Raw genomic sequence first — 25,595 nt, forward strand, 5'->3', positions numbered from 1 at the left:
CTGTGGTGCGACTGTCACACACATGTCCCCGCGTTTGTGTTACTTCGACTGGACCAGCGCCTGCAATTCCGGTACAACGTGAGCTTTCCCTCCGGTCAATGCGCCGACCAGATTTTGTGCGGCTAACATAGCCATGTCCGTTCTCGTTTTTGCCGTGGCGGAACCGATATGCGGCACGGTCACCACATTCGGAAGTGTTAGCAGTGCATTGTCGGCCGCCACCGGCTCTTGTACGAATACATCGAGACCGGCGCCACGTATAGCCCCATTGCGCAGCGCCTCGATCAATGCCTGCTCATCCACGGTCTGCCCACGCGACGCATTGATGAAAAACGCGCTGGACTTCATCATCTCAAAATGCTCCTGACGAATATAATTCACGGTAGCGGGAGTGAGCGGAGCCATCAACAGCACAAAATCCGATTCCCTAAGCAGCTGCTCAAGAGAGCAATAGCGTGCTCCATACGTCTTTTCCGCCTCCAGATTACGGCTTCGGTTATGATACAGCAGCTCCATATCGAAGCCGCGGACGGCACGTTTGGCGATCACCTCTCCAATTCTGCCCAATCCGATAATGCCAAGCGTAGCGTGATGAACGTCCATTCCAAACCACTCATCCTCTTTAATCCTGCCTGATGTCCATCTCCCCTGCTTTACGTAGGCATCAAGCTCTGCGATTCGTCGGGCCGCGCTTAGAATTAACGCCATGACAAGGTCTGCTACCGTATCGTCCAACACATGAGGGGTGTGCGTTCCGATAATGCCTTTAGCCTGCATCACTTCCAAGTCAAAATGGTTGTAGCCCACGGAAACCGTACTCACGGCACGCAGCTTTGCCGCACGCTCCAGCAGCTCCGCATCGACCGGGACGCCGGTCATGATCAATCCCTCATACTCGTGGATGTGCTCCAACAGTTCCGAACGTGACAGGGGGGTCTCCGAATCCCATACTGTGCACTCGCAATGTTCGTTCAAATAAGATAAAACGACTTCCGGCAATGGCCGGTTTGAAAAAATTTTCGGTTTAGTTGACACTTTTGCTCCTCCAACTCCAGCATTATTGTACCGCTTCTGAGTGCACCGCCTGCTGTTCAGGGTTCAACACTTCGTTCAAGCTGCCGGAACGATACCCTTTCAAATCCATCGTAACGTAGGCATATCCGATCTGTTTTAGTTTCGCATGAACTGTATCTGCAACTGCCAACACCTCCGCCAAATCCGAAGCGGGCACCTCTATGCGAGCCAAGTTGTCATGCTGCCGCACTCTGACTTGTCTAAAGCCTAATTGAATGAGAAAATCCTCCGCTTGATCGATCATCGACAATTTTTGCGCTGTAATCGCCTCACCGTAAGGGATCCGGGAAGACAAGCACGCAAAGGAAGGTTTATCCCACGTCTTCAGCCCAAATTGCCTCGACAAGTGACGTATTTCCGATTTTTTGATGCCCGCTTCCAGCAGCGGAGCGCGAACGCCTTGTTCATGGGCAGCCTGCAAACCGGGCCGGTGTTCGCCGAGATCATCCGCTATGGCGCCAAACACCACATGCTGATAACCGCGCTTCCGGGCAATTGGGATTAAATGATCGAATAGTGAATTTTTGCAAAAGTAACAGCGGTTCGTCGGATTTTCTGCATAGCCGGGAATATCCAATTCACTGGTGTGGATGACGGCATGCGTTGCGCCCAGCTCCTGCGCAAGCGCGATCGCCTCTTGTTTTTCCCGTGCGGGATATGTCTCCGAATCGGCGGTGATGGCCAGCACGCGATCCGGTCCGAGATATTCTAAAGCCGCCTTTAACAAAAAAGCGCTGTCAACACCGCCGGAGAAAGCTACGACAACCTTCTCCATCGATTTAAGTATGTCACCGAGTTTAGCATATTTTTGTTCGATGGTTTCCATCATAATTCCTCCCCAGCTCTCGTCAATCGCTCGTTCGTACAAAACTTTCTCTATTATAGACCTTTTTTTGCCACTGAAAAAGAGGATGACGCTCAGATCCGGAAATAAATATTAAGCGTTTTCACAACGTTCCGCAAATCATGCCTCATGAGTGATATCAGGAAGAAGCCGGGCAAGCAGGCCGTGGATCACAACCTGCTGGATCTCGCCTGCCCCGGTGTGTATGTATGCAATATCCTTGCCGTCAGCATGAGCCAATTGCCCGCTTAAATTAACCGTTCGATCGCTTGTATTAATTCGCCGTCCTGCGGTGCCACTTTACTCGAAAAACGGGCGGCTACAGTTCCGTCCCGGTTGATGAGAAACTTTTCAAAATTCCATTTGACGTCACCTGGCGGCGCCGATTGTTGTGTCAACAGCTTGTACAAAGGATGTTTGTTATCGCCGAGGATCTCAACTTTACCCATTACCTCGAACGTTACTCCATAATTCATACGGCAAAACTGTTGGATTTCCTCCGTGGTTCCCGGCTCTTGTCCGCCAAAATCATTGCACGGGAAGCCAAGTATCACGAGACCGCGATCCTTCCAAGCCTGGTGCAGCTGCTCCAATCCGGCATACTGTGGCGTGAATCCGCATTTGGATGCAACATTGACGATGAGCAGCACCTTTCCTTTGTATTCACTGAGCTGTTTGGTGCTACCGTCCGCAGTCTCTACGGAAATATCATAAATGGATGACATGTGAACCCTCCTATCTCATTTGAACTTATCATAGCACGAAAGAGGGGCGGTATAAAACTTGCGGGCTGCATTTGCAAATGCAAGTTTCATGTGGGATGAGAGTCGATTTTGTCTGCGTAAGATGACAGCTCTGTTTATTAGTTGAGGCCGGCGGGTAGTAACTATTACACCGGGAAAGGAGGACTTCACATGCCAAGTGAAAACATGCGACAGCAGAAGACCGAAGCCGAGCGCCAAACGGAATCACCAGAACAGCAGCGAAAACGGCAAAAGGGACAGAGCATCGAACCTCAAGCCGAAAAATGGAATACCCAACATCCGCCGGACCGGGACAAAAAAAGTCCTAATTAAAGATTGGGTAACGGCACCGAGCGGATCAATTTCCAGGCAAACATAATGATGATAAAAAAGGGAGTTTGTCTTCAATCTGGGAGCGACCGCAGGTCGCTCTGTTTCATTGTTGGCCGAGCACGGCACTTACCCAGATCTCACAATGGTTGGGTCGTTCAGGCGACATTCAAAATGATCAATATAATTCTTCTTCCGTTTTGCGGCTGATTTTATCCACAATCTGTTCCAACGGCTCCGGCTGCAGCAGCTCAACCGGCAGGATACCTTTGTCAAACAGCAGACCTTCGCCTTCAATGACAACCACATAACGGCCAGCCACTTTCGCTATATGCAGCCTGTCCCCGAAATCGGCGAGCAGAGCTTTTACCGACATATGACCTACCTTTAGCTTGAGCTCGATGTCCGGCTTTTGTTCGATCATAATGGAGGCTGCTTCCATCACCTGCTCATGAGACCACTTCTCCTGCAGTTCCCTCTGTTCGCTGTGCGCCCACAGCTCCACGTCCTCCATCTCTTTCTCACGCTCTTCCGGGTTATCTTCATACGCCTGTTCAATATATTGATGTACAAATCCGAGCACCTGCTCGTTCATAATTTCGGGCACCGACTTTTCGTACTCGACGTATTTCAAAAAATCCTCAAAATAACGGGCATGGGAAGATTGATGGATCTTGATCTCCCATGGCTCCAGCATCCCTTCCTCCGGCATGTGAGGATACATAATCGATTTCATATTCTTGGCGTTAATTGCCATCTCCACTTTATTTAAAAGGCTGCGTTCATCGGTGACCCGGGCGATCTTTTGCTCAAAATCGCATTTCAGCACAAAAATAAACGGCTCGTCGAACAGCTTGGTATGCCTGGCCCGCACGACAAACATGGCCCCGCCTCTGATGCCGCTCGCGTCCATGTAAGCCTGGACCAAGGACTCGGCATTCTCCATGTACTGCTCCATGGATTCCGACATCCGAAGGCGGGCGAACAAATTGTAATTTGGATTGCTGTCGAGATCGTAGCCAGGCTCCACGGTGAAGCGACCGATCTTGGTCGGCACTTGCTCCGCCTTCGGATTGCGTTCGGCGGTCCGCTTTGCGATTTTCTTAAATTCACCGCCCAGAAACGAACTCAACTCACTGTCAACGTAATCCTCACCGTCCAATGTCTGGTAATGCTTGCAGCGCTTTGCTCCCTGCGCTTCATCACCCTCCACCTGAATTACGAAAAAAGATATGTATTCCACTTCAAAATTCATTGTGTGTACAGCTCCCCTGTGTATGCGTATAAATTAGGCCTATGACAAAGCAAAACCCACCCCATAGGCTTCGAAAGCCGCTAAGGCGGGTGTTGATTCATCGTAACACAGGTTGAAATACGCGGCAATGCTCAATGCGAGAGGGAGCGCTCACTTGATTACGCCGCAGGCGATACGGCCGCCGGACTCGCCGGTAGGGTCGGTTTTGTAATCGTCCGGACCCGTATGAATCACCAGCGAGGTTCCGCCCGGCTTAACCAGGGAGTTGGCTTTATCTCGCGCCAATGTCACTTTCTTGTTGATAAACTCAGCCTTCCCTCCGCCGTCGGAGCCGATTTCGAGGTTAGGCAAATCGCCGGCGTGATGGCCCTCCGGATTGTCGAAGCCGTGCTTTTTGGTCTCCGGATTAAAGTGCGCGCCCGCTGTTTTGAAGTCCGGTGCGACGCATGCTCCGACGCTATGAAAGTGCAGTCCATGCTTGCCCGGCGGCAAACCTGACACTTCCACCTGCAGTTTCACGCCTTCCACTGTCTCCGTTAACGCGGCCCTTCCAACCTTAGTGCCCTGGCTATCGATGATGTCGATTCGCTTCATATCAGTCACGGTATCATTGGCGGCTTCCTCTGCCGTCGGCGACGATCCGTGTTGAGTGTGCTCGATGCCGCTGTCCCCGACCTGATGCGTGCCGGTGGCCGGCTCTGCTGACCACTCGCACGCAGACAAGAGCAGCATTACGCTGAACACCACGGCTGCTCGGTTTACGATTTTCATCTTGCTCGTCCTCCATTGGATAATGTAACTCTAACACCTGTCAGTGTTGCCCATTGGAGAACAGCTAAACCTTCATATGCCAAACAGTCATGCTTGCTCTACAAACGGGTTGCGCCACTCCATCAGCATCGCGTAATTTCTTGACTCCTCATCATCAAGATAGTTTGGAACCAACTTCACGGGCATCCGACCGCAGCGCAGCAAAAAGGTAAGCACAGGATCGTGCAAAGCGCCTGACAACACAGCCGTGGTATACTCTTCAGCGGTCATTGCATCCGCATGACGATTATAACCGGGCATTCGTCCGCCGCCGAGCAGCCTTTTTAGCCGTCGCTCCACCACCACCTCGTACATCGAGCTCATCAGCAGCTTGCCCAGGCCGAGCTTGCGATAAGCCGGCAGAGCGCTGATATCAACGATATAGAGAGTATCTCCGGAGGAATTGTGATTGCGAATGTAGCCGTTATCCGTCATTTCCTCCCACGTATGCTCCGCATGCTCGGGATTAAAATCGACCAGCAGCCCGGTAATTGACGCGACGACTCGCCCGTCGATTTCAGCACACAACGCTCCCTGCGGGAACAGCGTGATATGATTGGTGAGCTGCTCCTCGTTCCACCAAAGGTCCGCTGGAAAAGGCGGAGGGAAGCTCTCCTGTTGAATGCGGATGAGATCTTCGAAATCGCTTCGCGAATACGATCGCACGATTGCTTTCATCGGCCGATCCCGGTCAAACACGTACACATGCTTAACGTACAACCGCTCCGCCCCCTTTTTATGACCAATCGGTATACAAATCCGTACGCCGGTCACGCCATGTTGTTACGGAGCCCTTATCTCTGACCTGCTGCAGCAGGCTTAAATCCAAATCTGCGGTGACAACCATATCGTGATTGATTTCCCCTTCGACCATCACGCCTGCAGGCGGAAACGGCACATCATTTGGCGTGATCACTGCGGCCTGCCCATAATTGCCTCTCATAAAGTCGACCGTAGGTAATGAGCCCACAGTGCCGGTGGTCACCACATACACCTGATTCTCAATTGTTCTCGCATGGCAAGTGTAACGGACACGGTGGAAGCCATGGCGATCGTCCGTGCAGGACGGACAAAAAATCACGTCAGCGCCACGCGCACGTGCCATCCGGACGATTTCAGGGAATTCGATATCATAGCATATCAGTATCGCGATCCGCCCTTTGGCCGTATCGAACACATGGAGTGCGTCTCCGGGAGCCATACTCCACTCTTTCACTTCCGTCGGAGTGATATGCAGCTTGCGCTGCTCGCCAACGGAGCCGTCCGGATAGAAGAGAAAGGCCGTATTATACAACCGTCCGTTTTCCTCTATGATGTGCGTACCTCCGATCAGATGCATTCCCGTGCTTTTTGCGAGGGAGACAAACAACTGTTTATACTGCTCCGTATATTGCGGCAATTCATCAATTGTCAGCGCAGCCGGATGATTACGGCCGCCTCCGATAGACATTAGCTGCGTCGTGAACAACTCGGGAAACAGTACGAAATCGGCTTCGAATTCTTCTGCTGTTTTCACATAGTGAGTGACCTGAGCGGCAAACTCCTCAAAATTGTGGATCGTATGCAAATGGTACTGGACCGCAGATACTCTCAGTTTCATTATTTTCCTCCTGCCGTCGCTTGTTTTGGTTGATCATGTTTCCGGCCAGGTTGCTTGATGGCTGCTATGCTCGCCGTCCGGCTGAATCTCTTCAATCGGATCGAAGAACAAAATATGCGGCTTTTTCAAGCACCAAGTCGTCATGCACCGCTGATTCCCAACATTCACCGTCTTGATCGGCTCGAGCAGTATGCCCTGCAGTTTTTCGGCCGTTCTATGCAGTTGGGCCTCATCAACAAGAAACCGTATGCTCCCATCCGGAAGCTTATAATGTTCGCCGCCAAGCACCTCTATCTTGTCTTCCATGCCAATGCGCGAAGCGAGCCTGACGAATAACAAGCCTCCGGGCCGCAGCACTCGCCACATCTCATGTACCATCTGATGGAAATTTGCTTCGCTTGCTGCAAAATGCAGTACGGCATTGCTGATAACTACGTCAAAGCTATCGTTGGCGAAGCTCAGCTTCTCGATGGATTCGACGCGGGCGTGGTCGTCGGGCCAATGTGGGGCCAGTTTGCGGGCCAGCATGCGCACGTCCCGGATTGCGTCAGCGGACCTGTCCACCGCGTGAACGTCATAGCCGGTCCTGAAGAAATACACCAGATTACGGCCCGACCCGCAGCCGGCGTCGAGTATGCGCTTATCCTTGGGGATTCGACCCTTTAACAATTGATCGAACAAATATATATCCATATCACCGAACAACTCCCGGGGATCCATGCGCATCAGCCCTTTGCCTATTCATGACTATTTAGTGCAGATATTATAACATCTGCCAACCAATAAAACTATCCTGCTGGAAAATCGTAGACTCAGGCTTGGAAGTCGGCCGTGGCCTTACATCTCTCTTGAAAGGAAGATGCAACATGCAGCCGGATGTCGAGCAAACCACAGCGGCTGTCATCAGCCGATAGGCCTGGCAGGAGCGCCATCCCGTGCTGCCAATGTCCGGTGCTGGAGCACAATCGCTGTATGAGGCGCTAGGTGAAGTGAAACAGAACTCTACGTATTAGCCGGTGCAAAAAACATGGCGCCGCCCAGGGTTCACGAGAAACCATAGGCGTGCGCCATGCGCTGCACCGTCTCTTTTATGTTCGCCGCCACTTGGGGTGGAGGAACCACCAGCCGCCATGCGGACCATATTCCGCGTACAGCGGGATGCCGAGTTGCACTTAACTCCTGCAGATCACGCATAATCGTGCAGGCAAATACGTTGAGCTCTTTGGCAAGCTCGCGCACCTCACATTTTCTTCGCTTGTTCACGGCTATCATCAATTCCATCACAACGTTTCGATTTTGACAGCGGACGCCACGCCCCTGCATCGCAACTGCAGCCCATCACACACGATAATTATGACATTACTCTAAGTCCGACTGTCGGCAACGCCGAATGCACGCGCGGACGTGAGAAGGAGGGTACTGCAGAACCATAATCAACCGTGTTCGAGCCAATTTACTTCTTCGGCAGTTAGCTTGAGCTTCGAACCCTCATAGCAGGACAGCTGTTCTCCTTCGTTTTGCGCTCCGACAAGTGCTGCGCTCGGGAACGGCTGATTCAGCACGTACGCCAGAGAAATCTGCACGGTAGTCACACCTTTTTGCTTCGCCAGCTGCTCCGCACGGTTTAGGCGCTGCCAGTTGGCGTCACTGTAGTACACTCGCACCATTTCCTTGTTGTCGAGAATGTCCGGAGCGAACCTGCCAGTGAAGAAGCCCCCTGCTTGCGAGGACCAGGATAGCAGCGGCATCTGATTCCGCTCGTGCCAAGCGCAGGTTTCACCATCGGCAGAGATACATCCCGCCCACCTGGCTTCGTTCGGCTTGGCCAGACTAAGATTCGGGCTGCTGAAGCTAAAACCGACCAGTCCCCGCTCAGCCGCATAATCGTTAGCTTCCTGCAGGCGCTGATACGACCAGTTCGAAGCGCCGATCGCGTGAATCCTGCCTGCGTCTATATGCTCATTCAACGCGTCCATGATGACGCTCACTGGAACCGCTGTGTCATCGCGATGAAGCGCATACAAATCTATGTAATCGGTTTCCAGTCTTTCCAGGCTCGTATTCAAGTCGCTGGCAATCGCTTCAGGATTGACCCGTGGGCCGTCGGCATTGTGGTGGGCACCTTTCGTCAGGATGACTACCTCCGCCCGGTTGCCGCGCTCCTTCATCCAACGTCCGATCGTCTCCTCACTCTGTCCGCGGCAATAGATGTGGGCCGTGTCAATCGTGGTTCCGCCAAGCGCGCGAAAGCGATCCAATACGTCGCATACTTGCTCATATCTGTCATGCGTAAAAAAGTCCGAGCCCTGTATCAATTTGCTCACAGGTATTGAAAGTCCTTGAATGCGGATGGTTTCCATGGATTCAGCACTCCTTTTTTATAAAACGACTCTTACCCGTTCCCGTGCAGACTTCAGGCACGCATCAACCGCTCGCATATTCAGCACCGCATCCGACGGTTCAAACAACAGCGGGGTGCCCTGCAAAATACTCCGTCCGAAATCGTCCGCCTGCAGCGCATACTGGTTCACGTAAGGCACGATTACTTCCCTGCGTTCCCGGCCCACTGTGACAGACAAATGATCCTCTTCGTTCAGCTTGCTCACGAATGCACTTGGCAGCTCGATGCGGCCCTCGGTGCCCAACACTTCCAGCACGTTGCGGCCCGCCGCCCACATGGCACAATCGAAGGTTAAAGCTACGCCGCCCGAAAATTCCAGCACTCCTGCAGCCATCATGTCCACGTTGTCGTGTTCCGGCGAGAAGAAGGCATGTACGGTGGCCGCTTCCGGCTCCCGCTCGAGCACAAAGCGGGCCGCACTGATCGGATATACACCCACATCATACAGCGCGCCTCCGCCCATGGTCCGATGAAAACGGACGTTCTCTCCGCTGCGTGCGCTGTTAAACGTGAATGCCCCACGAATTCCGCGAATTTCGCCGATTTCACCGGACTTGATGATGTCTTTGATCATCGCATACCGCGGGTGATGGCGATACATAAAAGCTTCCGCCAGCTTCACGTCTGCTCGAGCACATGCCTCGGCCATCTCCTCCGCCTCCGACGCATTCAACGCAATGGGCTTCTCACACAGCACATGCTTTCCCGCCTCGGCCGCCTTGATTGTCCATTCCTTGTGCAAATGGTTCGGCAGAGGTACGTACACCGCGTCGATATTGTCATCGGCAAGCAGCTGTTCATAGCTCTCGTATGCGGTGGGTATGCCGAGCTCATCCGCCGTTGCTCGGGCGGTACTCTCGTTACGGCTGGCGATGGCTGTGACCTCACCGGTCGCAGATTGCTGAATGCCGGGGATGACCGCCCGCTTCGCAATATTGGCGCAGCCGAGAATTCCCCAGCGCAGCTTACGTTGTGCCATCTTATCTACCACTCCTTTTTTGACGCAAATGAATGCGGATTCACTGCTAATTATATGAAACAATTTCGGAATTGAAAATAGCAGCTTTTTCGCGATACTCCGTATTACGTACACACGTACATCATTGTAAGCTGCAGGCACCGACCGCATCTGATGCCTCCCTGCTTGCGATACGAGTGCGTGCAATGGACATCAGCCCCTTTTTCCAGTAATGTAAATGTAGCATTCTTGCTGAGCACTAATTTGTGTGCCAATAAATTATATATATTCAAGGAGTGTTTATGAAATCACTGGTACTAGCCGAAAAGCCGAGCGTAGCCAAAGAAATCGCCCGGGTGTTAGGCTGCAATCAAAAACAGAAACATTATATAGAAGGTCCGAACTATGTTGTCACTTGGGCGCTGGGCCATTTGGTCACGCTGGCCGAGCCGGAAGATTACGATGTGAAATACAAGACTTGGGAGCTCGGAGACCTGCCGTTGTTACCCGATCAAATGAAACTCAAGGTCATAAAAGAAACGACTCCGCAATTTCGCGCGATATCCCAGCTGGCTAATCGGGCAGATCTCGATCAGCTGATTATCGCAACGGATGCAGGCCGTGAAGGCGAGTTGGTGGCCCGTTGGATCATGGAGCTAATCCGTTGGCGCAAGCCGTTTCGCCGCCTATGGATTTCGTCGCAGACGGATAAGGCCATCCGGGACGGATTCGCGAAGCTTAAGCCCGGCCGCGAGTATGACGCGCTGTTCGAGTCAGCCGTATGCCGCGCCGAAGCCGACTGGCTGATCGGTCTCAACATCACCCGTGCACTGACGTGCAAGTACAACGCGCAGCTGGCGGCAGGACGGGTACAGACGCCTACCCTGGCAATGCTGATGGAGCGCGAGCAGGAGATCCGCGCTTTTCAGTCCAAAGACTATTGGATGTTAAAGGCACAGTTGGGTAGCTTCCATGCCGTATGGCGAAGCAAGCAAAACCCGGACGGACGGCTGTTCGATAAAGCTGCGGCGGAGGCACTGGCAGCCAGGCTGCAGAGCATGACAGCCAAGGTATCACAGCTGAAAGTCACGGAAAAGAGTGAGCCACAGCCTCTCGCATATGACCTGACCGAACTGCAGCGGGACGCCAACCGCAAATATGGCTTCTCGGCCAAGCAAACCTCCAACGTGCTGCAGAGGTTATATGAACAGCATAAGCTTGTCACCTACCCGCGAACCGATTCGCGTTACCTCACCTCGGACATGGTGTCCACGCTTAAGGGCCGCCTCGACAGCCTGAGTGTGCAGCCTTACGCCGCGCTGGTGAAACCTCTGCTGCGGCAAGCACTGAATGTCACCAAGCGGATCGTGGATGACAGCAAAGTATCCGATCACCATGCGATCATCCCTACCGAGCAGGCCCCACTGCTGCATATTTTAAGTGCGGATGAGCGCAAGCTGTATGATTTGATCGTGAGGCGGTTTATCGCCCTCTTCTATCCGGCTTACCGGTATGATGAGACTGCCGTCACAATAGACTTAGGTGGAGAAAACTTCTTTGCCAAAGGCCGCGTGACCAGGGATAACGGGTGGAAAACGGTATACGGCGCAGACACTATAGCAATGAAGTCGGAAGATGATGAGGATGATAGGCATGAGGACGCTGCACACGGGAGCCAAACGCTTCCTCAGCTGAATGTGGGAGATGTGCTGAGAAGCACCCGCTGCAGCTTGGAGAAGTTCGCGACCAAGCCGCCTTCACGCTACACGGAAGCAGCACTCCTGTCGGTGATGGAGAAGCATAAGCTCGGAACACCTGCCACGCGGGCGGACATCATCGAGAAGCTGCTGCAAACAGATACGATCGAGCGTAAGATGAATGTTCTGCAGCCAACCGGCAAAGGCTCCCAACTAATCGATCTGGTAGTCCCTGCGCTGCGTTCTCCGGAATTGACGGCACACTGGGAACAAGAGCTGGAGGACATCGCGAAGGGTAAGGGCAGCATGAAAAAATTTATCCAAGCGATTCGTCAGCAGACGACCGAAATGGTTCAGCTGGTGAAACAAAGCAGCATCGAGTATAAACCTCATAATCTGACCCATTCCAAATGCCCGGAATGCGGGAAGAATCTACAGGAAATCAAAGGAAAACGGGGAAAAATGCTGGTGTGCATCGACCGGGACTGCAGTTACAAGCGTGCCGCTGAGCCTCAATTGTCGAATAAGCGTTGTCCTCAGTGCCATAAAAAAATGGAAATCCGAACCGGTAAGGCAGGAAAATTCGCGCAATGCCGTCAATGTAACGTGATTGAAATGCTGGGTGACGGCCCGCGGCAAGGCGGCAAAGCAGCGAAGCGTAACGCCTCCCAACTCATCCGGCAGTACAGCGATAACACGACCGTCAGCTCAAGCCTGGCGGACGCGCTGCAAGCCGCAATGCAAAAACAAAAAGAGGAGTAAGGCATCAGGCCTTCTCCTCTGTTTTTGTATGCCGTTTATGTTGTGTCGCCGGCGCTAATCTGCTGCAGCAGCAGAGGTCGCACATGAGCATCATAAAACTGGCGCAGCTGCTCCTTTTCGGACGGCGTGAACTGATATTCGCAATCGCGCCCCTCGTCCTGCGGCACGAATTGTACGATCTCACCGGAGTAGGCACAAATTAAAAGCGCGGTTAACTCCTCAATGTCGGCTGGCAGCTTGGAACCCCGACTTAATTGCGGCCTTAACACCACGTCGATCCACTGGGACTCTCTCGGTTCGATCATAAATCTGAAGTTTTCAAACTTTAGGTCCACGCTCTCTACAGCTCCATATTGAATCATGTCACACCTCATTCTGGATCACATTGGCTGGCACCCAGCCTTGTGGTTATTTTTTTACCAGATCCTTCACCGCTTGTTCAATAAAAGGAAACTTGTATTGAAACTCATAATCTGTTGCAAGCATCGGGAGCGCACGTTGACCGTCCAGCAGCAAGGTGGACATTTCCCCGAATATGAGCTTCATCATGAACGCCGGCACAGGCAGCCAATGAGCACTGTTCATCGCCGCGGCGAGAGCACGGCCGAATTCGTCATTCGTCACAGGCTGAGGCGCTGTGGCGTTAATTTGTTCGATAATATCTTCGTTTTCGATGCAAAATTCGATTAAACGGCATAAATCCAAAATATGTATCCATGACAGTACCTGCCGGCCGCTGCCAATCCTGCCTCCCACTCGGAACTTGTAAGGCGTCATCATCTTAGGAAGAGCACCACCGTCCCTGCCAAGTACAATTCCCAGACGCAGCTTAACTATACGTGTGTTCTGTATTTCATCCATGGCCCGTTCCCACTGCTCTACGACGCCGGACAAAAAGTCCATCACACGAGGGTCGCTGTGCTCAACAAATGATTCCCTCGTCGAGGTGCCATAGATTGCTACCGCAGACGCGTTAACAACAACCGCAGGTTTTGCAGCCATACGCTTGACAATATCCGCTACTTGAGCAACGATATCCAATCTGGATTGAAGAATTCTTTGCTTGGCCTCATTCGTCCACCGTTGATTTATCGATTCACCTGCCAGGTTGACGATAGCATCCGTTCCCTCCATCAGCGCGACATCTTTGCTGAGCTCAGACCAAGTGGTGTCCCGGATCAACGGATGATTGGAATTGTGTTTGGCACGGGAGATAAGGATGAGTGAGTACTTACGATCAAGGAAATATTTGGTTAAATGCCGGCCGACAAAACCAGAACCGCCAGCTATGGCAATTTTCATCCTCTGGTTCCTCTCTTTCACTGGTGTCTGTTGAACGCATTACTATATAAACATATTTTTTTATAAATGAAAAGCACAAATAAAACCCTTCAGCACCAGAGCGTGAAGGGCTTCCCCGGCAAAAAGAGGGATCACGCGAAGCCTGCCGCGGAATCCGGCGGCACGTGAGGAGTACGCTCCACTCACACTGGTCGTAAGGATTCTATTTGTGCCACAGGCGCGGCTGCAGCTTGTTTTAATCCTGCACTGGGCGCCCGTTCAAGTAGGACTCGATAAACCGCAAAGCATCCGGCAAATGTTCCGTCCAATACTCCCAAGTATGGGCCCCGTCAAACTCCTCGTAGACGTGCGCGTAACCTATCGCATCCAAATGGTGATGATACGCGGTGTTCAATGAGTATAAGTAGTCACTTGTTCCGCAACTAAAGTACAGCTGCGGCTGATCTGGCTCATTCACCCGCTCGTTGGCGCGAACGTACAAATCATAATTCAACGCATGCTGTCCTCGAGGCGGGCCGATAATCCTGGCGGCTTCAGATTGCGCCACCTGCTCCGAGACAAAATGGTTTGATATCAAGGCACCGGACAAACTCGCCGCCGCGCCGAACGTGTCAGGATGACGCAGGGTCAGAGAGAACGAGCCGAATCCTCCCATGGACAGGCCGCATACCGCGCGATGCGAACGATTCGCAACGGTCCGGTATTTCTGATCGATCTCGGGTATCAGGTCGTACAGGAAATACTGTTCAAAATTTCCACTCCCGTCATACCAGTCGACATAAAATGTCCCGTGCCCGTATCCGCCGTCGCTAGGCATCACCACGATGCTGGGCCGGAGCTCTCCCGATGACATCATACGATCCAAGGTCTGCTCGGCTTCACCTTTGACGAGCCAACTGGATTCCGCACCGTGTAAACCATGCAGCAGATAAATGACCGGATAGCGCCGTTCGGAATCATCATAGCCCTGCGGCAGATACACAAAACAAGATGTGCGTGCATACAATGCGGCTGAAAAAAAAGAGTGCGGTCGGACGCTCATACAATACCTCCAGTTTGCCGTTTTGTCTAATCCAGCACAGCACTAATGTGGGCTTGCGTCACAGACCAGTGCGACGTATTCCAAACCGCTTCTTTATTTTTTACATATAGAATCTGCGGTGAGGCATGCTTCACACCAGTGTTTTCGGCGATCTGATTGGAAACCGGACGAGACTCGATTACCTTAACCAGAACATACTCCACATCCGCGTTAGGCGTTTTGCTCAAATAGTTGTCGAATTCGTGTAGTGCATTTGCGCTCACCGGACATGTCGTGCTGTGTTTGAGCACCACCACAGGTTTATTCACGCTGCCCTCGAATAACTGGTTCCATTCTTCATTGCTGGTAATTTCTCTCCATTGAGCCATGGCCGATGCCTCCAAGTATGTATTTATGTTTTCTCATAGCTTACTGTCATAATAATGGATTGCCGCTTCTATCGTTTCTCCCAACTGCAGTATCCCGTATGAGTATTGCGGTTGTTGGCGCTTGTCCGTAGGCGAACCGGGATTTAATACCAACACGCCATCGTGCATCCCGCGGTAAGGAATGTGAGAATGTCCGAATACAATTACATCGACGCTTGCATCTCGAAAAGCATCGATAGCACGATCCAGACTCGTCTTCCGTGCCCCGTCTCCATGTACTAATCCTACCTGATAGCCAGCCACTCGCAGCACCTTGCACCGCCCGAACCGATCGAGTATGGCGCTGCCATCATTGTTACCCGCCACTCCATCGACAGGTGCTATACGCTCAAATAAGGCGACCACCCGCTCCTCCTGCCAGTCGCCGGCATGCAGGATCATATCCACGCCCTGCAGACCGTCTAGCAGTGCCTGCGGCAGCTGCTTGGCTCTGGGAAACATATGTGTGTCAGACACGACCCCAATCCGCAACGTCTTGCGCCTCCTTCTTTGTTGGAAAAAAACCCATGGGCTCGTGCCCACGGGTCTCTTGTTGATGTACTATGGCGTTTCGACCTTTGCCATCGCCTGCGTCGAAATCTCATCTTTGAATTTGGACATGCAGTTGCAAAGGAAGTCTTTTCGGCAGATTGGGCAAGGCTCATTCTGCAGACGGTTAATATGCGTCGCATTCTTCGCGCCGCTTGCCGCGTCGGTCTCATAAATTAATCTGCATGAAGTACGGTCTTTCAAAGTCACCACGAGCTCAAACAATCCGTTTTTCGGGTTGTTGCTGACAAGCTTGGCGTCCACAACCTGTGGTTGATATGCCATTGTTTCAGCACCTCTCTTTATATCTAAATGTCTTCCAGCTTCCCGGTAACGTCACTAGTTCGCAGAAAGCAGTGTCTTCCTGTCACACGTATCTTGAATAATAGCTTGTTTTACTTATCGCCGTCAAGTAATCTGCCCAAGCCGCCAAGGACGCCGCCTTCCTCTTTGCCCCCACCGCGGGACGCGGCAAGAACGCGGTCCGCCAAGCGGCTGAACGGTAATGACTGAATCCACACACGACCGGGGCCGCGCAGTGTTGCAAAAAACAGTCCTTCGCCTCCAAAGACAGCGGTCTTGATGCCCTTGACCATCGCAATGTCGTAGTCGACTTCCTGCGTCATCGCAACAAGACACCCGGTGTCGACACGAAGCACTTCTCCAGGCTGCAGCACTTTCTCGCAAATCGTACCGCCCGCGTGGACAAACGCCAAACCGTCGCCTTCGACTTTTTGCATAATGAAGCCTTCCCCGCCGAAGAAACCGGCACCAAGCTTTCTTTGGAAAGCGATTCCGACCGATACACCTTTGGCAGCGCACAAAAAGGAATCCTTCTGACAGATAATTCTTCCTCCCAGCTCGGACAAATCCATCGGCAGAATCCGGCCGGGATACGGTGCCGCAAATGCAACGCGCTCCTTACGCGCACCGCGGTTCGTAAACACGGTCATAAACAGGCTCTCGCCGGTCAGCAGACGTTTGCCCGCACCGAATAACTTGCCCACAAGGCCTTTGTTAGCCTCGCTGCCATCTCCAAAGATGGTCTGCATGTCGATGCTCGCGCTCATCATCATCATGCTGCCGGCCTCAGCGATCACACTTTCCTGCGGATCGAGCTCGATCTCGACATATTGCATTTCCGATCCGTGAATTTCATAATCGATCTCATGTGCGTTCATGCCAGGTATACCCTCCTTTTCCCTAAGTATATCATACCGCCGCGAATGAGCATATTTCCATAGTCTCTGCGGCCCGTGTTACCGCTTATAGTGCAGTGTCAATCGGCTTGCCGCCGTGGCTGCCGCTCGCCGCGCTTGTTCCACGTCATCGGCGGAGCTTAGAGCCACTGCCATGCGGCGGCCGACCGTCGTCTCCGGCTTGCCAAACACTCTTACCTGCGTGTTGGGCAGCGCCAGTGCTTCCGACACACCGCCCACCTCATAAACCTGTGCCTCCTCGGAAGCCTTCAATGTATGCGATGCCCCCGGTGTGAGCAGGCGTACCGTTGGAATTGGAAAACCGAGGATCGCACGGACATGAAGTGCGAACTCGGATAGATCCTGTGTAATCATGGTGACCATACCGGTATCATGCGGCCGTGGGGACACTTCACTGAAATACACCCGGTCTTTGCTGAGAAACAGCTCCACTCCATAAATGCCCGTACCTCCAAGTGCGTCGGTTATGGCTTTGGCGATAGCTTGTGCCTGCTCGATCTGCTCATCACTCATTGCATGCGGCTGCCAGGATTCGATGTAATCACCGTCTTTTTGCACATGCCCGATTGGCGCGCAAAATGTTGTACCGGATACCGAACGAACCGTCAGCAGTGTGATTTCAGAGTCAAACTCAATAAACTCCTCCACGATGACCCGGCTGTTTTTCGCTCGGCCGCCTTCGATAGCGTAAGCCCAGCAAGCTTCGGCGTCTTCTATGGAACGGCATACACTTTGCCCCTTCCCGGAGGAGCTCATAATCGGTTTGATGACGCAAGGTGTACCAATTGCCGCTACTGCCGTCCTCAATTCGTAGAGATTGTCCGCGAAAGCATATTTGGCCGTTGGCAGCTTCAACGTTTCAGACGCTAGACGTCGTATGCCTTCCCTGTCCATCGTAAGCCGGGCGGCGGCTGCCGTCGGTACCACTCGAAGGCCCTCCTGCTCCAGCTGAATGAGCACGTCTGTGGCGATGGCCTCGATCTCCGGTACGATCCAATCCGGGCGTTCCCGCTCGATCAATTCCCGTAGCTGCGCCTCGTCCAGCATATTGATGACATAAAAGCGGTGAGCGACCTGCATCGCCGGAGCATTCGGATAGCGATCCACTGCTACCGTTTCGATTCCGAGCCGCTGCGCCTCGATCACTACTTCTTTGCCAAGCTCCCCTGATCCGAGCAGCAGCATTTTTTTGGCTTGTCCTGACAATGGCGCGCCATACATGTGTTATAATTCCTCCCTGAGGTATATATTTGCTGTATACAGTATTTTCATAAAAAATTATAGCTTACTTGCTCTTCTTTCGCATCTATCTCGCGCGTTGAGCGAGTCCTTTGTGTATACGCTGCCAACGCACTGCTGAAACAAAAGGGCTTACTTTTGTCAAGTTACTTATGTTACAATGATAAAAAGAAGGAGATGAGCGCTATGAGCGATCAACAGCTTTGTCCTAAGTTTGAAGCTGCTTTTGAAATTTTGGGAAAGCGTTGGACAGGCCTGATTATCCATTCGCTGCTGAATGGCCCGAGACGGTTTAAGGATATCTCAGAAATGATACCCGGCATGAGCGATCGGATGCTCGCAGAGCGTTTCAAAGAATTAGAGGCAGCCGGTCTTATTCATCGCCATGTATATCCGGAGACACCGGTCCGCATCGAATATGAATTAACGGAAAAGGGGCTAGCGCTGCAGCCCGTCATGCAAGCCGTACAGCAGTGGGGCGACAATTGGCTGCAGGTGGAGTGTGACGACTCGAAGGTGCGGGGAAGCGAATAAACCGCCGACCGCAGGCACAGTCTCCTCGAGTCCGCTGACCGCTTTACAAAACACCATGCAAAACTTACTCTTAGCCGGATAAAAGCTCTCACTATGCAGAACAACTCAAACTCAGCTGGCACGCGAACTGTTCTTCCCCAGGTGCAACATGAATAATAAAAAAAGACGGTCTATGGCAGATCGTCTATGTACATAACTATTTTACTTCAGAAGCTTCGTTTTGCAGAAAGCTTTTTTTTGGCTGCGCATTGCCGTAAGAATCAGTAAGTCCAACTCCATACTAGTGGCGGCCACTTCGGGCTCTGTGAGAGCTTTACCTTGCGCCGAGATCAGACGCTGCAGCTCTTGCACGTGGTTATATATTGCTGATTCGAATTGCACGGAAAAAGTACATGGGCATATTCCTCCTCGGATGCAAAGCACATAAGTATTGGTTAAGACGGCTTGTCTGGGTTGACATTTTACGTTACAGCAGTAAGACGAGCATATTTTTGCCATCGGAGGAGGAACTCATGTCTAAAGTATTACTGATTGAAGACGATCAAAGTATCGCGGATATGATTTCCATTTACTTGTCGGAGGAAGATTACACAGTGGTTTGGGCCGCAGACGGACGCCAGGGGAAACAATTATTTGCCACCGGGCAGCCGGACTTAATCATGCTGGACGTGATGCTCCCTGACACGAATGGAATTGATCTGTGCCGGCAGCTCCGTGCCTTATCCTCTGTTCCGATCAAGATGATCTCCGGTAAAAGCGAGGTTTCCGAACGGTGTGAAAGCACTTGTCATAGGTGCGGACGATTACTTATGTAAACCGTTCAGCATGCGGCAGCTGGCCGCCAGAACGGGCGCGCTCCTGCGCAGATCGACGATGGGAAAAACCGTCACCAAAACTCCTCATCAGATCTGCGGCAGCCGGCATGATCTGCAGGAGTTTTTTTATTAGCTGCTACTATTCGCTGTTATCACGCCGGCGCGCGCGGTCAAGCTCCTCCATCAGCTTTTGCACGGCTTGGGGCGACAGCTCGGCAGATTGTTTGAAACGCAGCAGCGTCTCCTGTATTCTTCGTCCAATCAGTTCGCTCTGTGTCTCATCTTCGGTGTAAGCCGGATCGAACCAAACATAATCTCCTTCAGGTCCGTTGCGCAGAAACGCGCGATCCCAAGCCTCCGGATAGATGTATGCCTCATCGCCGACGATGATTCCCAGCACATCATCAGTGTCCAGCGGCAGCAGCTGGTGGAATATTTCTTCGCCTGTGCTTTGCGGTCCGATAGCAGCCACCTGCTTGTGCAAGTAGGCATAGTGTAGATAGTGTTCGCCCGTCAGTTTATCCTTGGCCACCTCATACATCTCTAACGGATCGTTTTTCAATTCCTTCACGGTTTCCAAGCGCTGCTGCAGCACATGGGATGGAACCCGCTTTAATTCCGAGAACGATACATCCATAGCCCGTTCCTCCTCTCTGTCACATGCTATCGCTACGTTTGCTCTCTCTGCTGTTGTCTGCGGTGGCATACATGGCCGCGCAGGCATCCGCCAGCTTTAATGAGCGGCGCGGCAAACGCCATTTGAACAAAACCGAAAGCATTCGCATCACCACAATAATTACGAATAATACTAATAAATACACAGAGCCCTGGAACCAGCCGAGCGCGACCATGAGGCCGGCCAACATTCCCCACACCGCATAAATTTCGTCCTGTAAAACAAGAGGCTTGCGACCAGCCAACACGTCCCGGATGATGCCACCGCCAATTCCGGTCATTACTGCGGCGACAATCACTGCGCTGATCGAATGATTCATATTGGTTGCGTACAGCGCGCCCTGGATCGAGAACGCGGCCAATCCAACCGCGTCGAAAAGGGATTCCCAGGTTTTCCACCTGCGAATCCAACTCACCGGGACAATGAATACCAGTCCTGCTGCAATTAACGCGGTTTTCAGATACATGCCCTGCTCCCATAGTGTGGTGACAGGTACGCCGATCAGCAAATTGCGGACGACGCCGCCCCCGAATGCGGTTACGAGAGCCAGAACAAAAACGCCAAGAATATCGTATTCTTCCTCCATAGCAACGACCGCGCCGCTAATGGCGAAAGCTACCGTACCTATGATGCTGAATAATTGTAAATTAAGCTCCAATAAGTCCATGGTTTATATCAAATGTTCCAATCTAACGTCACGACACTGCCGGTGCGCGAAGACTCATAAATTGCTTCCAGCACCAAATTGTTCGACAAGCCCGACAGTGCAGATGTAATCGGTTCCTTTCCTTCGCAAATGCATTCCACAAAATGACGGCTCAATCGGACACGAGCCCCTTCGTCGTTGTCAGGCACACTCAATTCAACTTCCGCCGTCCTATCGAAGAGCTCAGTGAACAGTCTGCCGTGTTTGCCGCGCAAGGTAGCTCCTCCTTCGGAGCCCATAACATAAATGTAAGGCTGGTTGTCCAGCATGTCGCTATGTGCAGCCCAGCTTACATCCAGTGTGAGCGTACTGCCGTTGTCCATCTTGATCAAGGCCGTAGCCAAATCTTCCACGTCATAGGTGCCGTTCCAGTCCGGCTTTCCCCAAGTTCCGATACCTTTGCGCTTCGGCCCGAATTCGGCGTAGGTAGTGCCGAATACAGAAACAGGTCTCGGACTGCCCATCAGATGCAGCGATAGATCGAGCATATGCACTCCAATGTCAATCAAGGGGCCGCCGCCCGACTTCGCCATTTGCGTAAACCACGTTCCCCAGCCAGGAATGCCCTTGCGGCGCATCCAACCGGCTTTTACATTGTAAATTTGTCCGAGTGCGCCTTTGTCGATCTGCTCCTTCACCTGTAGGTTGATGGATTCCCAACGCATTTGGTGTCCAATCATTAAAATTTTATTGGAAGCGCGATGCGCCTTCACGATTTGTTTTGCCGAGGTGCCGTTGATTGCCATGGGCTTTTCGAGAAGTACGTGTTTTCCGGCCTCCAAGGCACGTATCGCGATGGGGGCATGCATCTCGTTCGGCACAGCTACAATTACCGCATCCAGACTCGGGTCCTGCAGCATTTCCTCATATGAAGCGTGAACTTTCGGTATGCCGTGTTCCTTGGCTCTGGATTCGGCCAGGGGTAAATACACATCGGTGACAGCCGCGATTGCAGCCTCACGTATTTTTTTGAACTCATGAATATGTACGTTACCGATATTACCGGCCCCAATGACGCCAATCTGAATGATATTATTCACACTCATGGTCTATCGTCCTCCTCGTCTGAGTAAGTACAAACTGAACATAATATACCATAAAGCGTGAAAGCCGCGCCAATGAAAAAACGGCCTTCATGCGCCGCGAGACGCGAAGACCGCTACAAAATGCCCATATCTTTAGCCTTTTGGGCTGCTTCCTTACTGCTTTTGCCCCCGAGCTTGCGCAAGATGTTGCCCACGTGCACTTTAATTGTTCGAATCGAAACTACAAAGATTTCTGCGATTTGCGTCTGGGTGTGCCCCTTTTCGATCAAATCGAGTACCTGAACCTCTGTTGGCGTAAGCAGGCTGCGCAGCTCCTTCACCCGGACCTCGTGCTCCAAGTCCTTTAGCCGTCGGAATTCTTCGCGCATTTTCGCTGCTACGCTGGGATGAATGGCGCTGCGGTTGGCGTAGGCGTTACGTATCGCCTGAGGAATCTCGGTGAAATTGGACTTCACCATGTAGTCAACTGCTCCCACCTTAAACGCCTCGAAGATGAGCTCGTTCTCTTCCATCGAGGTGAGCATGATTACTTTAGCACCTGTGCATTGGACGATTTCCGCCGCCGCCCAGATTCCTTCCGGACTCTCCGACAGCATAATATCCATCAGCACGACGTCCGTTTCAACCCGCTCCAACAGTTCGACCGCCGATCGTCCGGATGATGCGCTTCCTACAATCTCCAGATCCTCTTCCTTGCCAAGATAGCTGCTCAGCCCCCGCAGCCAATCCTTGTCATCCTCCACGATGACGACACGGATTCGACTCATATTGCTGCACCGCCTTTTCGTTTGAGAAAATTGATGAACACCGATGTGCCGTGCCCCGGCTGACTGTGAAGCTCCATCGAACCTTTATGCTTTTGCACGATCGCATAGCAGTATGATAAGCCGAGCCCGAAGTTGAGCTTCTTGCCAGACTTCGTCGTATAGAACGGATCGAAGACGCGCTTTTGCTGTTTTTTGTCCATACCACTGCCCGTGTCCTTAATTTCCACCACTAGATTTCGCTTGGTCTCTGTGAGTTTTACCGTGAGCGTTCCGCCATGGGGCATAGCTTCTATTGCGTTCGTCATCACATTAGTGAGTACCTCGACCAATTGTGCCCTGTCGCCGGACATTCGCCCCTCGCTATGAAACTCCTTGACAACAGAGATATCCGCGAGAGCCGGTTCCAGCATGGTAATACACCGCTCCAACAATGGCCCCAGCTCCAGAGGTTCAGGCCGAATGTCGATTTCCTGTGTCTGTCCTTGTATACGATAAATCATGTCATAGATATGCTGAGAGGCATTCATAATCACGTCGATATCATCTATCAACTGCGCTGGGTCGTTCCGGCCAGCCTCCGATTTGATCTTTTCGCTGAACAGCCGTATTTTGCCTACATCGTTTTTGATGGCATGGTTTAATATGGCTGTACCTGACGTGATCGCACGGAGTGTGTAATCCAATTTTTGGTTATGGATGGAAATTTGCAGCCCCATAAAACCGTATCGGAAGCTGGAGAACAAAATGACCGCCAATGTAAACCCGATAACGAGCGCGTTATAGCGCCATGACTCGTAAAGTCCGAAAAAAGTTGGCAGCACGTATAGGGTGAATACTGCAAAAAATAACGTCGGCGCGGCTGCAAGCGTGGTGAGCATCCGGTGTTTGCGGAGGAATGAATTCCTTTCCTTAAATGCGGCATGCAGCAGCAGTCCAATTCCCAGCAATATATAGGGAACGGTCCAGTATGTAACAAAATGATATGGAATCGGCCTGCCGGCCTCCGGTTCAAATGCGAAGGACAGCCCGGCGGGGACGAGCAGAATCCAGGTAAGCGCTCGCTTCCATCGCCACTGCGCAGCCTGCGGATGATAGATAACACAGAACATGAGAAACGTATAAGGCAAGCCATAATAGCACACGAGTGAAGACGCCGACTCCGCCGCGCCGAGCGCGATCATCACGGTGTCATTTAAGAGCTGCCGCTCTAACAAGTAAGGCGTAAAATGATCATGAATCACAGCCGACAGGGCCCCCGCCCCGCCGGTGAAAGCGATGCTCGCTATCCAGCGGGTGGTGGAACGCTTTGGGTCCGTAATTAGCAGCAGCAAGCCGATCGTCCACAAACCAATCAGTACAAACAACATCGTATCGGGCACTTCCGTTCAAAACAGCATAATGGTGATAAAGCTTTACAATTACACATTATACCTATTGTAGCGGATTTGTCCCAGCCTGCCTTCGCGGATCTATTAAAGATTATACTCCTGTTTGAGTAGTTGCAGCTCCCGCAGGCTGCGTTCCGCCCAATCCGCCGTCTGTCTAAGCGAGTTCATTTGCGACTGCAGCGCCTGTTCCAGCGATTCGCGATAATCCTGAACCGTCGCGTGAAACGGCTTGACCGTATGAGGCGGAATTAACGCAATCTCTTGGTAAGCTAATGCACGGCGCTGGTGAAAGAAGGGCACATGCGGATCCATGGGATTGTGCAGATCGCCCTGGGTTGGATGCTTTATCACTGCGAGGATTTTAACAGCTATTTTGCCGGACGGGGACACCTCCGCCACCTCTCCGACATACTCCCCGGTTTTGTATTGTGCGGTCACTCTGGTACCTACTTGCAATTGGTTACTCACATTGTCTCCTCCTTTTTTTCACAATCAGTCCGTGCCGCTCTGAAACCAAGCAAGCAGCTCATTCACATCCTGCATCCGATACCGCTTGCGTGACACGCTCTGAGCCTCCACATCCACCAGACAGGGCACACTTTCTATTTGCCAATTTTGCGCGACCTGGGGACAATAATTAATATTGCATTTCACGATAGGCAGTGTTGGTTTAATGGTTAGAATCACCTGAAGCATGCGTTCCGCCACCCGGCACGTCCCGCAAAAGGGAGTGTAAAAGTACACAAATGTGCGCTCCGACGCTTCATTACACCACTGCTGCAGCTCACGTTCCGTCCACTCTGTCACATCGCTCCCCTCCCATTTAAGCATAGCAGAGCTTTTATGTAAAAACACCCCGATTAAACAGCAAAAGCATCATCCAGCCGCTCCAAGCTCAGCAGCAGATGTTCCAGCAGCCTGGGAATATCATCGATATGCCGCTCGTCGAGTTTTTGTGCAAAACGAATTCGCAGTATATCCGTTAAATCCGACGGTGCCCGCCCGTAATCCCGGCTCACGGTTTGCGCGGTGCTATGCTCCGTCCCCCACACTGCTTCGATCCTCTCCGCAGCCAGAGCGCAATCGCGTTCGAACTCCCGGATGGGAAATTCAAATCGCAGCTCCAATGCGCAACCTGGCTGCTTGCCTGCCTCAGCTAAAATCTCCGCGGATAAATCAGCGAGTGAAGCGGTCAGCATGAAGCTTCCCTTTGTGATACCGCCATCTTTGCGCATCGCTTCCATCGCGAAGCTTCGCGACATTGTCGCTAACTCGACACGGTCTATGCGCTGTGTAATTTGGACCGGACCATTGAGATCCAAATCATACATCGCGCCTTCAAAGACAACCCTCAAATTATCAAAAACAGTTGGGTCAAACATGATGTCTCTCCTAGTCCGTATGTTATGTATAATTATTTTTTCGCTTGC

At 52.1% G+C, this 25,595-nt stretch carries 30 protein-coding genes and 1 pseudogene; 4 read left to right on the forward strand and 27 right to left on the reverse strand.

Going from position 1 to position 25,595, the window contains the following annotated elements; all coding sequences use genetic code 11:
* Window positions 1-39 precede the first annotated feature (39 nt).
* The 3 genes from CBW46_RS05050 to CBW46_RS05060 all read right to left on the reverse strand — a co-directional run bounded on the left by CBW46_RS05050 (window position 40) and on the right by CBW46_RS05060 (window position 2,643).
* Entirely contained in the window at window positions 40-1,035 is a 996-nt protein-coding gene (locus tag CBW46_RS05050) for a 2-hydroxyacid dehydrogenase (RefSeq protein WP_089198921.1), read from the reverse strand.
* Between the two features lie 22 nt (window positions 1,036-1,057).
* Window positions 1,058-1,900, reverse strand: a complete 843-nt coding sequence (larE, locus tag CBW46_RS05055; RefSeq protein ID WP_089198922.1) for an ATP-dependent sacrificial sulfur transferase LarE — start codon at window positions 1,898-1,900, stop codon at window positions 1,058-1,060.
* Window positions 1,901-2,166: 266 nt separating this feature from the next.
* On the reverse strand, window positions 2,167-2,643 hold the full coding sequence (locus tag CBW46_RS05060; RefSeq protein WP_089198923.1) for a glutathione peroxidase: 477 nt from the start codon (window positions 2,641-2,643) through the stop codon (window positions 2,167-2,169).
* 189 nt (window positions 2,644-2,832) lie between these two features.
* Here CBW46_RS05060 and CBW46_RS21200 point away from each other — a divergent pair, with 189 nt between their 5' ends.
* Window positions 2,833-2,994: a hypothetical protein gene (locus CBW46_RS21200; protein WP_165842198.1), complete on the forward strand. Its 162-nt coding sequence runs from the start codon at window positions 2,833-2,835 to the stop codon at window positions 2,992-2,994.
* 175 nt (window positions 2,995-3,169) lie between these two features.
* Here CBW46_RS21200 and CBW46_RS05065 read toward each other — a convergent pair whose 3' ends face one another.
* The 8 genes and pseudogenes from CBW46_RS05065 to CBW46_RS05100 all read right to left on the reverse strand — a co-directional run bounded on the left by CBW46_RS05065 (window position 3,170) and on the right by CBW46_RS05100 (window position 10,036).
* The gene (locus tag CBW46_RS05065; protein ID WP_089198924.1) at window positions 3,170-4,246 is read right to left on the reverse strand and encodes a DUF3900 domain-containing protein; all 1,077 of its coding nucleotides are present in this window, start codon (window positions 4,244-4,246) and stop codon (window positions 3,170-3,172) included.
* A 150-nt stretch (window positions 4,247-4,396) separates the two neighbouring features.
* Window positions 4,397-5,017 carry a superoxide dismutase family protein gene (locus tag CBW46_RS05070; protein ID WP_243633176.1) on the reverse strand — a complete coding sequence of 207 codons (621 nt, stop codon included), beginning with the start codon at window positions 5,015-5,017 and terminating at the stop codon, window positions 4,397-4,399.
* A gap of 87 nt (window positions 5,018-5,104) precedes the next feature.
* Complete coding sequence (locus CBW46_RS05075) at window positions 5,105-5,776, reverse strand: GNAT family N-acetyltransferase (protein WP_089198925.1); 672 nt, start codon at window positions 5,774-5,776, stop codon at window positions 5,105-5,107.
* Between the two features lie 16 nt (window positions 5,777-5,792).
* Window positions 5,793-6,656: a carbon-nitrogen hydrolase family protein gene (locus CBW46_RS05080; RefSeq protein WP_089198926.1), complete on the reverse strand. Its 864-nt coding sequence runs from the start codon at window positions 6,654-6,656 to the stop codon at window positions 5,793-5,795.
* A gap of 33 nt (window positions 6,657-6,689) precedes the next feature.
* On the reverse strand, window positions 6,690-7,349 hold the full coding sequence (locus tag CBW46_RS05085; protein WP_243633177.1) for a class I SAM-dependent methyltransferase: 660 nt from the start codon (window positions 7,347-7,349) through the stop codon (window positions 6,690-6,692).
* A gap of 419 nt (window positions 7,350-7,768) precedes the next feature.
* Window positions 7,769-7,959: pseudogene (locus CBW46_RS05090) on the reverse strand (helix-turn-helix transcriptional regulator); the annotation flags it as partial.
* Window positions 7,960-8,089: 130 nt separating this feature from the next.
* Window positions 8,090-9,016, reverse strand: coding sequence for an aldo/keto reductase (locus tag CBW46_RS05095; RefSeq protein ID WP_089198929.1), 927 nt, complete (start codon window positions 9,014-9,016; stop codon window positions 8,090-8,092).
* Window positions 9,017-9,034: 18 nt separating this feature from the next.
* Window positions 9,035-10,036, reverse strand: a complete 1,002-nt coding sequence (locus tag CBW46_RS05100) for a Gfo/Idh/MocA family protein (protein ID WP_089199336.1) — start codon at window positions 10,034-10,036, stop codon at window positions 9,035-9,037.
* A gap of 281 nt (window positions 10,037-10,317) precedes the next feature.
* Between CBW46_RS05100 and CBW46_RS05105 the strand changes: the two genes are divergently transcribed.
* On the forward strand, window positions 10,318-12,474 hold the full coding sequence (locus CBW46_RS05105) for a DNA topoisomerase III (RefSeq protein ID WP_089198930.1): 2,157 nt from the start codon (window positions 10,318-10,320) through the stop codon (window positions 12,472-12,474).
* A gap of 35 nt (window positions 12,475-12,509) precedes the next feature.
* Here the strand turns inward: CBW46_RS05105 and CBW46_RS05110 are convergent, their stop codons facing one another.
* The 8 genes from CBW46_RS05110 to purT all read right to left on the reverse strand — a co-directional run bounded on the left by CBW46_RS05110 (window position 12,510) and on the right by purT (window position 18,215).
* Window positions 12,510-12,836, reverse strand: a complete 327-nt coding sequence (locus CBW46_RS05110) for a hypothetical protein (protein ID WP_089198931.1) — start codon at window positions 12,834-12,836, stop codon at window positions 12,510-12,512.
* A 46-nt stretch (window positions 12,837-12,882) separates the two neighbouring features.
* Window positions 12,883-13,776 carry a TIGR01777 family oxidoreductase gene (locus CBW46_RS05115; RefSeq protein WP_089198932.1) on the reverse strand — a complete coding sequence of 298 codons (894 nt, stop codon included), beginning with the start codon at window positions 13,774-13,776 and terminating at the stop codon, window positions 12,883-12,885.
* Window positions 13,777-14,011: 235 nt separating this feature from the next.
* Window positions 14,012-14,818, reverse strand: coding sequence for an alpha/beta hydrolase (locus tag CBW46_RS05120; RefSeq protein ID WP_089198933.1), 807 nt, complete (start codon window positions 14,816-14,818; stop codon window positions 14,012-14,014).
* Between the two features lie 26 nt (window positions 14,819-14,844).
* Window positions 14,845-15,186, reverse strand: a complete 342-nt coding sequence (ytxJ, locus tag CBW46_RS05125; protein WP_089198934.1) for a bacillithiol system redox-active protein YtxJ — start codon at window positions 15,184-15,186, stop codon at window positions 14,845-14,847.
* 33 nt (window positions 15,187-15,219) lie between these two features.
* Window positions 15,220-15,717 carry a metallophosphoesterase family protein gene (locus CBW46_RS05130; protein ID WP_089198935.1) on the reverse strand — a complete coding sequence of 166 codons (498 nt, stop codon included), beginning with the start codon at window positions 15,715-15,717 and terminating at the stop codon, window positions 15,220-15,222.
* A 69-nt stretch (window positions 15,718-15,786) separates the two neighbouring features.
* Window positions 15,787-16,059, reverse strand: a complete 273-nt coding sequence (locus tag CBW46_RS05135; protein ID WP_089198936.1) for a hypothetical protein — start codon at window positions 16,057-16,059, stop codon at window positions 15,787-15,789.
* A 110-nt stretch (window positions 16,060-16,169) separates the two neighbouring features.
* Window positions 16,170-16,955, reverse strand: a complete 786-nt coding sequence (locus tag CBW46_RS05140) for a TIGR00266 family protein (RefSeq protein ID WP_089198937.1) — start codon at window positions 16,953-16,955, stop codon at window positions 16,170-16,172.
* Between the two features lie 78 nt (window positions 16,956-17,033).
* The gene (gene purT, locus CBW46_RS05145; protein ID WP_089198938.1) at window positions 17,034-18,215 is read right to left on the reverse strand and encodes a formate-dependent phosphoribosylglycinamide formyltransferase; all 1,182 of its coding nucleotides are present in this window, start codon (window positions 18,213-18,215) and stop codon (window positions 17,034-17,036) included.
* 204 nt (window positions 18,216-18,419) lie between these two features.
* Here purT and CBW46_RS05150 point away from each other — a divergent pair, with 204 nt between their 5' ends.
* Window positions 18,420-18,767 (forward strand): winged helix-turn-helix transcriptional regulator, encoded by a 348-nt coding sequence (locus tag CBW46_RS05150; RefSeq protein WP_089198939.1) that lies wholly within the window; start codon window positions 18,420-18,422, stop codon window positions 18,765-18,767.
* A gap of 512 nt (window positions 18,768-19,279) precedes the next feature.
* Window positions 19,280-19,582 (forward strand): response regulator, encoded by a 303-nt coding sequence (locus CBW46_RS05160; protein ID WP_243633178.1) that lies wholly within the window; start codon window positions 19,280-19,282, stop codon window positions 19,580-19,582.
* A gap of 139 nt (window positions 19,583-19,721) precedes the next feature.
* On the opposite strand, the gene CBW46_RS05165 is transcribed toward CBW46_RS05160, so the two are convergent.
* From CBW46_RS05165 to CBW46_RS05200, 8 genes are all read right to left on the reverse strand, one after another.
* Window positions 19,722-20,219, reverse strand: coding sequence for a hypothetical protein (locus CBW46_RS05165; RefSeq protein ID WP_089198941.1), 498 nt, complete (start codon window positions 20,217-20,219; stop codon window positions 19,722-19,724).
* 19 nt (window positions 20,220-20,238) lie between these two features.
* On the reverse strand, window positions 20,239-20,925 hold the full coding sequence (locus CBW46_RS05170; protein WP_089198942.1) for a trimeric intracellular cation channel family protein: 687 nt from the start codon (window positions 20,923-20,925) through the stop codon (window positions 20,239-20,241).
* 8 nt (window positions 20,926-20,933) lie between these two features.
* Window positions 20,934-22,010 (reverse strand): Gfo/Idh/MocA family protein, encoded by a 1,077-nt coding sequence (locus tag CBW46_RS05175; protein WP_089198943.1) that lies wholly within the window; start codon window positions 22,008-22,010, stop codon window positions 20,934-20,936.
* A gap of 113 nt (window positions 22,011-22,123) precedes the next feature.
* Window positions 22,124-22,777, reverse strand: coding sequence for a response regulator transcription factor (locus CBW46_RS05180; RefSeq protein WP_089198944.1), 654 nt, complete (start codon window positions 22,775-22,777; stop codon window positions 22,124-22,126).
* Window positions 22,774-24,144 carry a sensor histidine kinase gene (locus CBW46_RS05185; protein ID WP_089198945.1) on the reverse strand — a complete coding sequence of 457 codons (1,371 nt, stop codon included), beginning with the start codon at window positions 24,142-24,144 and terminating at the stop codon, window positions 22,774-22,776. Before CBW46_RS05185 ends, CBW46_RS05180 begins: the two co-directional genes overlap by 4 nt.
* A 105-nt stretch (window positions 24,145-24,249) precedes the next feature.
* Window positions 24,250-24,633 (reverse strand): kinase-associated lipoprotein KapB, encoded by a 384-nt coding sequence (gene kapB / locus CBW46_RS05190; RefSeq protein ID WP_089198946.1) that lies wholly within the window; start codon window positions 24,631-24,633, stop codon window positions 24,250-24,252.
* 24 nt (window positions 24,634-24,657) lie between these two features.
* Window positions 24,658-24,972 carry a thioredoxin family protein gene (locus tag CBW46_RS05195; protein ID WP_243633179.1) on the reverse strand — a complete coding sequence of 105 codons (315 nt, stop codon included), beginning with the start codon at window positions 24,970-24,972 and terminating at the stop codon, window positions 24,658-24,660.
* A 53-nt stretch (window positions 24,973-25,025) separates the two neighbouring features.
* The gene (locus CBW46_RS05200; RefSeq protein ID WP_089198947.1) at window positions 25,026-25,547 is read right to left on the reverse strand and encodes a hypothetical protein; all 522 of its coding nucleotides are present in this window, start codon (window positions 25,545-25,547) and stop codon (window positions 25,026-25,028) included.
* Between the last annotated feature and the right edge of the window lie 48 nt (window positions 25,548-25,595).

Source organism: Paenibacillus xerothermodurans, from assembly GCF_002220865.2.
GTDB classification, from domain to species: Bacteria; Bacillota; Bacilli; order Paenibacillales; family NBRC-103111; genus Paenibacillus_S; species Paenibacillus_S xerothermodurans.

What these genes read in the sequence shown, in the direction of transcription:
- CBW46_RS05120 (WP_089198933.1), bottom strand. Translation starts at nt 14,818, where the DNA reads ATGAGCGTCCGACCGCACTCTTTTTTTTCAGCCGCATTGTATGCACGC.
- purT (WP_089198938.1), bottom strand. Translation starts at nt 18,215, where the DNA reads ATGTATGGCGCGCCATTGTCAGGACAAGCCAAAAAAATGCTGCTGCTC.
- CBW46_RS05095 (WP_089198929.1), bottom strand. Translation starts at nt 9,016, where the DNA reads ATGGAAACCATCCGCATTCAAGGACTTTCAATACCTGTGAGCAAATTG.
- CBW46_RS05135 (WP_089198936.1), bottom strand. Translation starts at nt 16,059, where the DNA reads ATGGCATATCAACCACAGGTTGTGGACGCCAAGCTTGTCAGCAACAAC.
- CBW46_RS05185 (WP_089198945.1), bottom strand. Translation starts at nt 24,144, where the DNA reads ATGTTGTTTGTACTGATTGGTTTGTGGACGATCGGCTTGCTGCTGCTA.
- CBW46_RS05105 (WP_089198930.1), top strand. Translation starts at nt 10,318, where the DNA reads ATGAAATCACTGGTACTAGCCGAAAAGCCGAGCGTAGCCAAAGAAATC.
- CBW46_RS05170 (WP_089198942.1), bottom strand. Translation starts at nt 20,925, where the DNA reads ATGGACTTATTGGAGCTTAATTTACAATTATTCAGCATCATAGGTACG.
- CBW46_RS05175 (WP_089198943.1), bottom strand. Translation starts at nt 22,010, where the DNA reads ATGAGTGTGAATAATATCATTCAGATTGGCGTCATTGGGGCCGGTAAT.
- CBW46_RS05150 (WP_089198939.1), top strand. Translation starts at nt 18,420, where the DNA reads ATGAGCGATCAACAGCTTTGTCCTAAGTTTGAAGCTGCTTTTGAAATT.
- CBW46_RS05165 (WP_089198941.1), bottom strand. Translation starts at nt 20,219, where the DNA reads ATGGATGTATCGTTCTCGGAATTAAAGCGGGTTCCATCCCATGTGCTG.
- ytxJ (WP_089198934.1), bottom strand. Translation starts at nt 15,186, where the DNA reads ATGGCTCAATGGAGAGAAATTACCAGCAATGAAGAATGGAACCAGTTA.
- CBW46_RS05115 (WP_089198932.1), bottom strand. Translation starts at nt 13,776, where the DNA reads ATGAAAATTGCCATAGCTGGCGGTTCTGGTTTTGTCGGCCGGCATTTA.
- CBW46_RS05060 (WP_089198923.1), bottom strand. Translation starts at nt 2,643, where the DNA reads ATGTCATCCATTTATGATATTTCCGTAGAGACTGCGGACGGTAGCACC.
- CBW46_RS05085 (WP_243633177.1), bottom strand. Translation starts at nt 7,349, where the DNA reads ATGGATATATATTTGTTCGATCAATTGTTAAAGGGTCGAATCCCCAAG.
- CBW46_RS05140 (WP_089198937.1), bottom strand. Translation starts at nt 16,955, where the DNA reads ATGAACGCACATGAGATCGATTATGAAATTCACGGATCGGAAATGCAA.
- CBW46_RS21200 (WP_165842198.1), top strand. Translation starts at nt 2,833, where the DNA reads ATGCCAAGTGAAAACATGCGACAGCAGAAGACCGAAGCCGAGCGCCAA.
- CBW46_RS05200 (WP_089198947.1), bottom strand. Translation starts at nt 25,547, where the DNA reads ATGTTTGACCCAACTGTTTTTGATAATTTGAGGGTTGTCTTTGAAGGC.
- larE (WP_089198922.1), bottom strand. Translation starts at nt 1,900, where the DNA reads ATGGAAACCATCGAACAAAAATATGCTAAACTCGGTGACATACTTAAA.
- CBW46_RS05065 (WP_089198924.1), bottom strand. Translation starts at nt 4,246, where the DNA reads ATGAATTTTGAAGTGGAATACATATCTTTTTTCGTAATTCAGGTGGAG.
- CBW46_RS05080 (WP_089198926.1), bottom strand. Translation starts at nt 6,656, where the DNA reads ATGAAACTGAGAGTATCTGCGGTCCAGTACCATTTGCATACGATCCAC.
- CBW46_RS05110 (WP_089198931.1), bottom strand. Translation starts at nt 12,836, where the DNA reads ATGATTCAATATGGAGCTGTAGAGAGCGTGGACCTAAAGTTTGAAAAC.
- CBW46_RS05100 (WP_089199336.1), bottom strand. Translation starts at nt 10,036, where the DNA reads ATGGCACAACGTAAGCTGCGCTGGGGAATTCTCGGCTGCGCCAATATT.
- CBW46_RS05070 (WP_243633176.1), bottom strand. Translation starts at nt 5,017, where the DNA reads ATGAAAATCGTAAACCGAGCAGCCGTGGTGTTCAGCGTAATGCTGCTC.
- CBW46_RS05180 (WP_089198944.1), bottom strand. Translation starts at nt 22,777, where the DNA reads ATGAGTCGAATCCGTGTCGTCATCGTGGAGGATGACAAGGATTGGCTG.
- CBW46_RS05160 (WP_243633178.1), top strand. Translation starts at nt 19,280, where the DNA reads ATGTCTAAAGTATTACTGATTGAAGACGATCAAAGTATCGCGGATATG.